The following is an 11,965-nucleotide window of genomic DNA, read 5'->3' on the forward strand; positions in this document are numbered from 1 at the left end:
CAATCGGAAATTACTTTCCGTTTTGGTGGTGCAAATGTATAGAATATTTTTGTTTTACCAAAATAAAACGATATTTTTGTACTCGTTAATACGAAAAAATAAACTTTAAATCCACAATACCTATGTGTAGAGCGCTAATTATCGGTGCCGGAGGTGTCGGGACGGTCGTCACCCAGAAAATCGCAGCCAATCCCGTCTTTTCGGACGTGATGCTGGCCAGCCGAACCAAATCCAAATGCGATGCCGTTGCGGCGGCCATCGGCGGCAACCGTGTGAAGACCGCCCAGGTCGACGCCGACAATGTGCCGGAGCTCTGCGAGCTGTTCCGCGCCTTCAAACCCGACATCGTCGTCAACGTGGCGCTTCCTTACCAGGATCTGACCATCATGGACGCCTGCCTCGAATGCGGCTGCAATTACCTCGACACGGCCAACTACGAACCCAAGGACGAGGCCCATTTCGAATATTCGTGGCAGTGGGCCTACCAGGATCGTTTCAAGGCCGCCGGGCTCACGGCGATCCTCGGCTGCGGTTTCGACCCGGGCGTGACGGCCATCTTCACGGCCTATGCCGCCAAGCACCATTTCGACGAGATTCACTACCTCGACATCGTGGATTGCAACGCGGGCAACCACGGCATGGCTTTCGCCACGAACTTCAACCCAGAGATCAACATCCGCGAGGTGACGCAGAAAGGGCGTTATTTCGAGAACGGCGAGTGGGTTACCACTGAGCCGCATGAGATACACCGTACGCTCAATTACCCGGGTATCGGCGAGCGCGAGTCGTACGTGATCTACCACGAGGAGCTCGAGTCGCTGGTCAAGAACTATCCGACCATTAGGCGTGCACGTTTCTGGATGACCTTCGGCCAGGAATACCTCACGCACCTGCGCGTCATCCAGAACATCGGCATGGCGCGTATCGACCCGATCATCTACAACGGCGTCGAGATCGTCCCGATCCAGTTCCTCAAGGCGGTGCTGCCCGATCCCAAGTCGCTGGGCGCCAATTACCACGGCCAGACCTCGATCGGCTGCCGTATCCGCGGCATCAAGGACGGCAAGGAGCGCACCTATTATATTTATAACAATTGCGACCACGAACAGGCCTACCGGGAGACCGGGACGCAGGCCGTCAGCTTCACCACGGGCGTACCGGCGGCGCTGGGCGCGTCGATGTGGGCCAAGGGGCTCTGGCGCGGTGCCGGCGTGTTCAATGTCGAGGAGTTCGATCCCGATCCGTTCCTGGCCGAGCTCGGCCAGCAGGGGCTTCCGTGGCACGAACTGTTCGACGTGGACATCGAGCTCTGACGCGCAGGGCGGTAAATTCCCAAAAAGGGGATCGGTTCATGGCCGATCCCCTTTTTCCGGTCTTATTATGCCGTATTTTCGGTCGCAACGTGAAACTTGTACCCTTTATTGTATTATATATGATACATTTTTATTATATTTGGGCGTCAATTAACCCATTTGAATAGTATGAAAATGAAATGTATCCTATGTGCCGTCGCCGCACTTGCGATGTGCTCGACATCCCTGTCCGCTGCTCCTGCGGAGGAAAAAGAGAAAGTGGAGTTCAAACGCCATTGGTTCATGCAGGTACAGGCGGGTGCCGCCTATACGCTCGGCGAAGTGGATTTCGGCAAGCTGGTATCCCCGGCGGTGGCGCTTTACGCCGGGCACCGGTTCTCGCCCGCGTGGGGCCTGCGCTTCGGCCTGAGCGGCTGGCAGAGCAAAGGCGCCTGGGTCTCGCCCGAGTCGGTCTACCAGTATAAATATTTGCAGGGCAACGTCGACGTGACGCTCGACCTGGCCAACCTGTTCGGCAAGTTCAACTACCGCCGCACGGTCAATCCTTACCTGTTCGCGGGTGTGGGCGTGAACGGGGCGTTCGGCAACGACGAAGCCAACGCCCTCGACGACCAGGGCTATACGCTCCAGAACGTGTGGTCGGGCAGCAAGGTCTTCGTGGCCGGACGCCTGGGGCTGGGCGTCGATTTCCGCTTTTCGGACTGCGTGTCGTTCGGCGTGGAGCTGAATACCAACATGCTTTCCGACAAATACAACTCTAAGAAGGCCGGGAACCTCGACTGGCAGTTCAATGCGCTGGCCGGGTTCACCTTCCGCTTCGGCAAGAACTATAAGAAATCGCGCCCGGCAGTCGCCGCTGCGCCCGTAACCCCCGCCCGGACTACCGAGCCCGCCCAAAAGGAGGAACCTGCCGTGCAGGAGCCCGCTCCCGTGCAGGCTCCGGTGACGAAGGCCGCCGAGAAGCCGGCAGCACTGCGTGAAAATATCTTCTTCCGTATCGGTTCGGCGCAGATCCGCACCTCCGAACAGGCGAAGGTCGCAGCGCTTGCCGAGTACCTGAAGGCCAATCCTTCCGCCCGGATCGAGATCGTCGGCTATGCCGATGCCGCTACGGGTTCGCACGCCATCAACCTGAAACTCTCGCGGCAACGTGCCGCGGGCGTCGCAGCGGCATTGGAACAGGCCGGCATCTCTGCCGACCGCATCGCTGCCGAGGGCAGGGGCGACACCGTCCAGCCTTTCCCCGGGGTCGAACAGAACCGTGTGAGCATCTGCATCGCCCAATAAACAGGGCGGGGCAGTGTCCCTTGCGGCGGCAGAAAATCTGCCGCCGCCTTTTTTTGCCCTGCATTTCCGCCTCCGCCCCGTAGGCCGCCCTGATTTGCCGGCTGCCGCCCTCGTTTTACTTGCCTGTCGCCTCCGCCGCCTCTTTTCACGTTCGACGCCAGTGTCTTGCCGTCCGCCGCGTTTGTCATCTCGCTGCCGCCGCTTCCCGGTTCCGGCAAGACAGAACACCGTTTCTGAGCCTTCCTGCCGCCATCGCGCCGGCCGTTTCTTGGCCCCGTCCGCCGCATTTCCCGCCTGTACTTCTGCCGTGTCTTTCAGCCGCAGGCCGCAAGACGGTAAGTATAAATACCTATTTCGCCGAAATTCCCCCTCGGGGCGTCATGGTTTAGCCGGTAATTTGCTATTTTTGCATCGTTTTGAGCGTCTCCGCCGTGCCGGGCAGCACCGTTTCCGGGCGGAGGGGACGAGGGATCGAATCCAATTGAAAACATTTCGATGATTGACTTCTTGAAGCTGCCTTCTCCGTGCTACGTCCTCGACGAGACGTTGCTGGATCGCAATCTGGCCGTGATCGACCGCGTGCGCCGCGAGTCGGGCGCCGAAATTATCGTAGCCCTGAAGGCCTGCGCCATGTGGAGCATTTTCCCCGAGCTGGCACGCCATTCCGACGGTGCCACGGCGAGTTCCGCCGCCGAAGCGAGGCTTGTATTCGAGGAGTACGGCAAGCCTGCGCACACCTACGCTCCCGTCTATACCGACCGCAATATCGACGAGATACTCCGTTGCAGCGACCATATCACCTTCAACTCGGTCGCGCAGTTCGGGCGTTTCGGGCCGATGGCGCTGTTGCGCGGCATTTCGTGCGGCCTGCGCATCAACCCGCAGTATTCGCCCGTGGAGACCGACCTTTATAACCCTTGTGTCCCCGGCTCGCGCCTCGGCGTTACGGCCGATGAACTGAACGATCTTCCCGCCGGGATCGACGGGCTGCACTTCCACGTGTTGTGCGAGTCGCGCCCGCACCACCTGAGGCTGGCGCTGGAAGCCGTCGAAAAGCATTTCGGGCAATATCTCGACCGGATCGGGTGGCTCAACATGGGCGGCGGGCACCTGATGACCCACGCCGAATACGACTGCGACGAGCTGATCGCCCTGCTGCGCGATTTCAAGTCCCGCCATCCCCGCCTGCGGCTGATCCTCGAACCGGGCAGCGCCTTCACCTGGAGGACGGGCTGCCTCGTCTCGACGGTCGAGGACATCGTCGAAAATGCCGGCGTGCATACGGCGATGCTCGACGTGTCGTTCGCCTGCCATATGCCCGACTGCCTCGAAATGCCCTATAAACCGGCCATCGTCGGGGCGCACGAACCCGCCGAAGGGGAGAAACGCTGGCGCATGGGCGGCACGAGCTGCCTTGCCGGCGACTACTGCGGCGACTGGGCCTTCGACCACGAACTGAAAGTCGGCGAGCGCATTGTCTTCGAAGATATGATCCACTATACGATGGTCAAGACCACGATGTTCAACGGCGTGGCGCACCCCTCGATCGTCATTGCCCGCCGCGACGGGCGCACGGACGTCATCCGCGAATTCGGCTACGAGGATTTCCGCAACCGCATGTCGTAAATTACACAAACGCATATAAATGAAAGATTTTACACCTACCTCCTACACGCTCGAATGTGTCGCTACGGGGCGTGAGTTCGAGGACACGGGCTGGATGCTCTCCGATCCGCAGTGCAAGACGCCCTCGCTCATCCGTGCGAAATATGCCCGCAGGCAGCTCGAAGTGAAACCCGCCGAATACGGTCTTTACCGGTTCTGCGACTGGATGCCCGTGCGGCGTATCCTCAAGGGCTCCTCGGCGCCCGTCACCTACAAAAGCAAGGGGCTTGCCGCCCACCTCGGGCTGGAAAACCTCTGGATCACGTTCAACGGCTACTATCCGGCCATCGGTGCCACGATGTCTACCTGTTCGTTCAAGGAGACCGAAGCCTATTCGGTCTGCGGGCGTGCCGCCGAACACGAGGATCGCGTCCTTGTGGTCGCCTCGGCGGGCAATACGGCCCGTGCCTTCGCCAAGGTGTGTTCCGACAACAATATCAAGCTGCTCCTGTCGGTGCCTTACGACAATATCGGGGCGCTGTGGTTCGAGCATCCGCTCGACCCCTGCGTGAAACTCATCTCGTGTGCGGCGGGCGGCGACTATTTCGACGCCATCCACCTGAGCGACCTCGCCCTCAAGGGGCCCGGGTTCTATGCCGAAGGCGGCGCGAAGAACATCGCCCGCCGCGACGGCATGGCCACGACGGTACTTTCGGCCGTGACGACCATCGGCCGCATCCCCGACTACTATTTCCAGGCCGTGGGCAGCGGTACGGGCGCCATTGCCGCCTGGGAGGCCAACATGCGCCTGATCGGGGACGGCCGCTTCGGGACGAATACCATGAAACTCATGGTGTCGCAGAATGCGCCGTTCGTGCCGATGTACGACGCATGGCAGGCCGATTCGCGCAAGATGCTGCCCTACGAGGACGACAAGGCGCGCCGCGATGCGGAGATCATCGACGCCAAGGTGCTCTCCAACCGCCGCCCGCCCTACGGCATCACCGGCGGGCTTTACGATGCGCTGAAAGCCACGGGCGGAGAGTTCTTCGTCTCGACGAACGCCATGGCGCGCAAGGCGCGCAAGCTCTTCCACGAACTGGAGGGCGTGGACATCTACTCTGCGGCGGGTGTCGCATTGGCTTCGCTCATCAATGCCGTCGCCGCGGGCAAGGTCGAAAAGGACGCCACCGTCATGCTTAATGTCACGGGCGGCGGTGAGGAGCATTTCAAGGAGGGCAAGGAGCTCTGGTACCTCAAGCCCAGCCATGTATTCCCGCTCGAACCCGACACGGACGACGTGGTCGCCAAAGTCGAGGCGCTCTTCAACTGATCCCCGATACGATCCGGCTCCGGCCGGATCTTTTTTTCGGGCCGTCGCGTCCCGGATGCCGCCCCGCGGCAAGGGGGCGGCAGCTCCGTACTTTGGCCCCGTTTCCCGTCCGCTGCCTCGCCCGTTTCACGGCGCCTGCCGCATGTGCCGGTGCATTTTCCGGTGCCGGGAAAGAAAACGGCCGCAAAGGCCGGAATACTGCCGGAAACTATTATCTTTGCAGCGGTTTCCGGAGGGCGGCGCGCAGCCGGGCCTCTCACCGGGAGCTCCGATTTTTTTTTATTATTAACCCAACAAATTCAAGATGAAAAACATCCGAACCAAGCAGACTCCCTGCTTCAGGCGTTGGAGCCGCAAGGGCTGGGCAGCCTTTGCGAGCCTGCACCGCCATGTAACCATCGGAGTCCTCGCCGTGACGATGTCGATCCTCTTGCTCGCGACGCAACATGCGTCTGCGCACGATGCCGATACGGCCGCCGTCCTCAAAACGCTGAGGATCGACGAGGTTGGCATTTCGGGCAGCCAGTCCGCCCCGACGCGCAACGTACAGTCGCAAACCCCGCTTTTCGACCGGAAAGCACAGGCCGCAGCGCCCGTCCAGACCCTGGAGTCCGCCCTGCGCCTCGCACCTTCGGTCGATATCCGCGAACGCGGGGGCAAGGGCATGCAGGCCGACATCTTCATCCGTGGGGGCTCTTTCGACCAGACCATGGTACTTCTCAATGGCATCGACTTCACCGATGCCCGCACCGGGCACCAGTCCCATTCGCTGCCCGTCGACATCGACTGCATTTCGGCCGTCGACCTGTTGGACGGCGTGCCGGGCGTCGGGGCCTTTGCCGGGGCGGTGAATATCCGCACGGCGCCCCTGAAACTCACCTACCTGCGTTTCGAGGGCGCCGGCGGCCAGCACGGCTACGCCTATGCGAACCTTTCGGGCGCCGTGACTTCGGGCCGTTTCTCGCTGCTCGCCGCCGGTTCCTACCGTCGCAGCGACGGCTACCGCCACAATACCGAGTTCGCCAATTACAACGCTTTCGTGCGTGCGACCTACGAGGCTCCCCGCGCCGGGTTCTTCGACCTGCAGGCCGGTTACCAGAACCGCACGTTCGGTTCCAACGGCTTCTATGCGGCCTATAACCCCGACCAGTGGGAGGCGACCTCCACGGCATTGGCGTCGCTGCGCTGGTTGAAACAGGCCGGGCGCTTCTCGTTCGGCGCTTCGGCGAGCTACCGCAAGAATTTCGACCGTTACGACTGGACGCGCGGCACGGCGATGAACCGCCACAATACCGACAACGTCGGTGCCCGGCTGTGGGCGGATTACGACTGGCGGGCGGGTACGACCTCGCTCGGCGGCGATTATGCCTTCAACCACATTTACAGCACCAATCTCGGCGAGGCGCTCTCCCGGCCGCACGGCCGCTATACGCACGCCAAGGCGCGCAGTACGGGCAACCTCTGGCTGCGCCATGCCAAACAGTGGCGGAGGTTCGACCTCGCGGCTTCTGCGGGCATCAGCCTCACGCCCTACGGCACTTCGGCGCTGTGGAGCCTCTCGGGCGGCTATACGCCCGCCCCGGGGCTGCACCTCGGCATTGGGGCGTTCCAGTCGATGCGCCTGCCGACCTTCACCGACCTTTACTATACTTCCCCGGCACAGATCAACAACCTTGACCTGACGCCGGAAAGTGCTGTCACTTATCTGTTTGATACCGGTTATATGAAGAACAGCTGGAGGTTGTCGCTGCAGACCTACTATCGTGCCGGCCGCGACATCATCGACTGGGTGTGGCGTGAGGATATGGGCGACAAGTGGCACTCCGAGCAGACCAGCCGCCTCGACACCTACGGCATCGAGCTTTCGGGCGGTTATACGGTCGCCGACGGCTTTCTGCGCCGCGTGACGCTTTCCTACGGTTATATTACTACTGACCGCAACAGCGACATCATCGCCAAGGGGGCGATGGATTACATGCGCCACAAGGCGGCGCTGGCCGTCGAGGTGCATTTCCTGCGCCGCATGTCGCTGGCACTCACGGCGTCGGTCTACGACCGCAACGGCAGCTACACGCACTATCCCGTGCCGGGCGACCCGTCCCTCTCCGAGGTGCGCGATTACGAGCCTTATTTTCTGCTCGACGGCCGCCTCCAGTGGGAGAAAGGCATCTGCCGGCTTTATGTCGATGCGACGAACATCACCGATTCCCGCTACTGCGACCTGGGCGGCATCCCGCTGCCCGGGGCGTGGGTCACGGCGGGCGTGGCGCTGACCATCGGCCGCTGATACGCTCCCTTCCGGCTGCATTCCGGCCCGTCGCCTCGCGCGGCGGGCTTTTTTTTGCCGGTTGGCCGCCAGCCGTGCGCAGCGTTTCTTCGGGCTTCTCGCCGGACGGGCAGCGGTTTCGGGAGGGTATTCCGGTTTACTTCCTGTGGCTATGGGCTTTTCTGCGGCGGGGCTGCCGCTCGCCCCGAGTGACAGGCAATATCCGTTGCCTTATCCCGCTGCCTGCTTGCGCGGCCGGCTTTTTTTTGAGGCTCCGGCCGCCAGCCGTGCACAGCGTTTCTTCGGGGCTTTCTCTTCTCCCTGCAGGGTGGACAGCCGGGGAAACGGGGGCAGGATAGCGCACCATCTTCGAGGGGGGGGGCTTCCCGTACCTCCCGATTTTTCCAATCTTTCCGGTTTCCCTGTTCTTTCCGAAATCTTTCCCTCCTTTCGTACCCCCCCCCGTTTTCCTGCACCGCGTGACCCGCCGCTCGCTTTTTCTCCCTGCGGGAATTTCCGGCTCCGTGCCCGCCTCTCCTGCGGAAAAACCCCGGAAACTGCTGTTTCAGAATCCGGAGTGGCTTTTTTCGTTACGATTTTTTCGTATTTCTCCCGGATTTTCTTTATCTTTGAAAGTATAAATCTAACCTCATTACCTATGGAAAAGCGTATCGTGGAGTGTGTCCCTAATTTCAGCGAGGGACGCGACAAGGCAGTAATCCGTCAGATCACATCGGCCATCGAATCCTCCGGGGGCGTCAAGCTGCTGGACGTGGATCCCGGCGAGGCGACCAACCGGACTGTCGTCACGTTCGTCGGCTCGCCCGAAGCGGTCATCGAAGCCGCCTTTGCGGGGGTGAAGAGGGCTGCCGAGCTGATCGACATGCGCCGTCACAAGGGGGCACACCCGCGCATGGGGGCTACCGACGTGTTGCCGCTGATCCCGATTTGCGGCATCACACTCGCCGAGTGCGCCGAGCTGGCCCGCAAACTGGCCGAACGCATCGCCGCTGAACTGCATGTCCCTACCTATTGTTACGAGGCCGCGGCCTTCACCCCCGAGCGGCGCAACCTTGCGGTCTGCCGTGCCGGGGAGTACGAGGCGTTGCCCGAGAAACTGGCGCACAAGGAGGCGGCCCCCGATTTCGGGGCGCGGCCGTTCGACGACGGGGTAGCCCGCACGGGCGCCACGACCGTCGGTGCGCGCGATTTCCTGATCGCCGTGAATTTCAACCTCAATACCACCTCCACGCGCCGCGCCAACGCCATTGCGTTCGACGTGCGCGAGAAGGGGCGCCCCGTGCGCGAGGGCAATCCCGTCACGGGCAAGGTCGTAAAGGATGCCGCCGGCAATCCCGTCATGCAGCCCGGCACACTTCCGGCCACGAAGGCTATCGGTTGGTTCATCGAGGAATACGGCATCGCACAGGTGTCAATGAACATCACCGACATTGCCACCACGCCGCTCCACGTGGCCTTCGACGAGGTGTGCCGCAAGGCCGACGCCCGCGGCGTGCGCGTCACGGGCACCGAAATCGTCGGGCTCGTCCCCAAACGTGCGCTCATCGAGGCCGGGAAATATTTCCTGCGCAAACAACGCCGTTCGACGGGTATCGCCGAGCAGGAGATCGTCCGTATCGCCGTCAGGTCGATGGGGTTGGATGACCTCAAACCTTTCGACCCCGCCGAGAAAGTAATCGAATATCTGCTTGAAGCGGAGGATAAGCAAAAACGGCTTATCGACATGACCTGCAAAGGGTTTGCCGAAGAGACAGCGAGCGAATCCCCGGCACCGGGCGGCGGCTCGGTCGCGGCCTACATGGGAGCGCTGGGCGCAGCCCTCGGTACGATGGTCGCCAACCTCTCGTCGCATAAGGCGGGGTGGGACGACCGCTGGGAGGAGTTTTCCGATTGGGCCGACCGGGGACAGGCGTTGCTCGGGGAGTTGCTGCACCTCGTGGACGAGGATACGGCGGCATTCAACCGCATCATGGCCGTCTTCGCCATGCCCAAGTCGACGGACGAGGAGAAGGCCGCCCGCAGCGCGGCCCTGCAGGAGGCGACGCTCTATGCGACGCAGGTGCCCCTGCGGACGATGAAGACGGCCTTCGGGGTTTTCGAAATCGTGCGTGCCATGGCAGCCGTCGGCAACCCCAACTCGGTGTCCGACGCGGGCGTCGGGGCGCTGGCCGCCCGCAGCGCCGTGCTTGGCGCAGGCCTCAATGTCCGGATCAATGCCGCCGGGCTGAAAGACCGCGCCGCGGCCGATGCGCTCGTGGCCGAAGCCGACCGCCTTGCGGCCGAGGCCGAACGGGCCGAGCGCGAGGTGTTGGAGATAGTAGCAAGTAAAATCTGAGCGATATGACACTGCAAGAGTTCCAGAATGACATCCGCGCGGGCATTCCCGATCGGCTGCCCGCCGCTAAACCCTATGACAAACAGATCAACCACGCGCCCAAGCGCAAGGGGATACTTACGCCCGAGGAGGAGGTGCTGGCGATCCGGAACGCACTGCGTTATTTCCCCGCGAAGCACCACGCCACGCTGGCCAGGGAGTTTGCCGAGGAGCTGCGCAAATACGGGCGCATCTACATGTACCGCCTGCGTCCCGACTACGAGATGTATGCGCGGCCGATCGACGAATATCCCTGCCGCTGCCGCCAGGCCGCGGCTGTGATGCTGATGATCCAGAACAACCTGGACAAGGCCGTGGCGCAGCATCCCCACGAGCTGATCACCTACGGCGGCAACGGCGCCGTGTTCCAGAACTGGGCGCAGTACCGCCTGACGATGAAGTACCTGTCGGAGATGACCGACCGCCAGACGCTGGTGATGTACTCGGGGCACCCGCTGGGGTTGTTCCCGTCGCATCCCGATGCCCCGCGCGTCGTGGTGACCAACGGCATGGTGATCCCCAACTATTCGAAGCCCGACGACTGGGAGCGCATGAACGCCCTCGGGGTGTCGCAGTACGGCCAGATGACGGCCGGCTCCTATATGTATATCGGTCCGCAGGGGATCGTCCACGGCACCACCATCACGGTGATGAACGCCGCGCGCAAGCGTTTCTCCGGCGGCCGCAACGATGCCCGGGGTATGCTTTTCGTCTCCTCGGGGCTGGGCGGCATGTCCGGGGCACAGCCCAAGGCGGGCAATATCTCGGGCGTGGTGAGCGTCATCGCCGAAATCAACCCCAAGGCGGCGCAGAAACGCTACGAGCAGGGATGGGTCGACGAGATGTACGATTCGCTCGACGCCCTGGTTCCCCGTATCCGCGAGGCCTGCCGTGCCCGCGAAGTGGTCTCGATGGCCTATGTGGGCAACGTCGTCGACCTTTGGGAGCGTCTGGCGGCCGAAGAGATCCCCGTAGACCTGGGTTCCGACCAGACCTCGCTGCACAATCCCTGGGCGGGCGGCTACTATCCCGTGGACGTAAGCTACGAGGCTTCGAACAAGATGATGGCCGAGGAGCCCGCTCGCTTCCGCGAGTGCGTGCAGGAGTCGTTGCGCCGCCAGGTCGACGCCATCAACAAACTCACCGCGCGGGGGATGTATTTCTTCGACTACGGCAATGCCTTCCTGCTGGAAGCCTCGCGCGCCGGGGCTGCCGTGATGGGCGAGGGCGGCCGTTTCCGTTATCCCTCCTATGTGCAGGACATCATGGGGCCGATGTTCTTCGACTACGGCTTCGGCCCGTTCCGCTGGGTCTGCACCTCGGGCCGCCCCGAAGACCTCGAGCTCACCGACCGCCTCGCCGCCGAAGTATTGGAGGAGATCCGCGCCACGGCACCCGCCGAGATCGCCGGGCAGCTCGACGACAACATCCACTGGATTCGCGAGGCCGGCCGTAACCGGCTGGTCGTCGGTTCGCAGGCGCGTATCCTCTATGCCGACAGCGAGGGGCGCACACGGATCGCACAGGCCTTCAACCGGGCTGTGGCCGACGGGCGTCTCTCGGCCCCCGTCGTGCTGGGCCGCGACCACCACGACGTGTCGGGCACCGACTCGCCCTACCGCGAGACGTCGAACATCTACGACGGCTCGAACCTCACGGCCGACATGGCCGTGCAGAACGTCATCGGCGACTCGTTCCGCGGCGCCACGTGGGTGTCGATCCACAATGGCGGCGGCGGAGGCTGGGGCGAGGGCATCAACGGCGGG

At 62.4% G+C, this 11,965-nt stretch carries 7 protein-coding genes; all 7 read left to right on the forward strand.

Annotated elements, in window-relative coordinates; translation table 11 throughout:
* The first annotated feature begins 122 nt into the window (after window positions 1–122).
* A complete protein-coding gene (locus QVP03_RS08935; RefSeq protein WP_022333137.1) occupies window positions 123–1,313 on the forward strand; it encodes a saccharopine dehydrogenase family protein in 1,191 nt (396 codons plus the stop codon).
* 168 nt (window positions 1,314–1,481) lie between these two features.
* Entirely contained in the window at window positions 1,482–2,600 is a 1,119-nt protein-coding gene (locus QVP03_RS08940) for an OmpA family protein (protein ID WP_022333138.1), read from the forward strand.
* 495 nt (window positions 2,601–3,095) lie between these two features.
* On the forward strand, window positions 3,096–4,226 hold the full coding sequence (nspC, locus tag QVP03_RS08945; RefSeq protein WP_022333139.1) for a carboxynorspermidine decarboxylase: 1,131 nt from the start codon (window positions 3,096–3,098) through the stop codon (window positions 4,224–4,226).
* Between the two features lie 19 nt (window positions 4,227–4,245).
* Complete coding sequence (locus QVP03_RS08950) at window positions 4,246–5,538, forward strand: cysteate synthase (protein WP_022333140.1); 1,293 nt, start codon at window positions 4,246–4,248, stop codon at window positions 5,536–5,538.
* Between the two features lie 304 nt (window positions 5,539–5,842).
* The gene (locus tag QVP03_RS08955; protein WP_022333141.1) at window positions 5,843–7,825 is read left to right on the forward strand and encodes a TonB-dependent receptor; all 1,983 of its coding nucleotides are present in this window, start codon (window positions 5,843–5,845) and stop codon (window positions 7,823–7,825) included.
* Between the two features lie 637 nt (window positions 7,826–8,462).
* A complete protein-coding gene (ftcD, locus tag QVP03_RS08960) occupies window positions 8,463–10,160 on the forward strand; it encodes a glutamate formimidoyltransferase (protein ID WP_022333142.1) in 1,698 nt (565 codons plus the stop codon).
* Window positions 10,161–10,165: 5 nt separating this feature from the next.
* The coding region (locus QVP03_RS08965) for a urocanate hydratase (protein ID WP_288210725.1) at window positions 10,166–11,965 on the forward strand (1,800 nt) is incomplete at its 3' end.

Source organism: Alistipes sp. CAG:29, from assembly GCF_000435435.1.
Lineage (GTDB): Bacteria > Bacteroidota > Bacteroidia > Bacteroidales > Rikenellaceae > Alistipes > Alistipes onderdonkii.

Excerpts from the sequence above, each read along its gene's own strand:
- nspC (WP_022333139.1), top strand. The coding sequence starts at position 3,096 with ATGATTGACTTCTTGAAGCTGCCTTCTCCGTGCTACGTCCTCGACGAG.
- QVP03_RS08950 (WP_022333140.1), top strand. The coding sequence starts at position 4,246 with ATGAAAGATTTTACACCTACCTCCTACACGCTCGAATGTGTCGCTACG.
- QVP03_RS08940 (WP_022333138.1), top strand. The coding sequence starts at position 1,482 with ATGAAAATGAAATGTATCCTATGTGCCGTCGCCGCACTTGCGATGTGC.
- ftcD (WP_022333142.1), top strand. The coding sequence starts at position 8,463 with ATGGAAAAGCGTATCGTGGAGTGTGTCCCTAATTTCAGCGAGGGACGC.
- QVP03_RS08955 (WP_022333141.1), top strand. The coding sequence starts at position 5,843 with ATGAAAAACATCCGAACCAAGCAGACTCCCTGCTTCAGGCGTTGGAGC.
- QVP03_RS08935 (WP_022333137.1), top strand. The coding sequence starts at position 123 with ATGTGTAGAGCGCTAATTATCGGTGCCGGAGGTGTCGGGACGGTCGTC.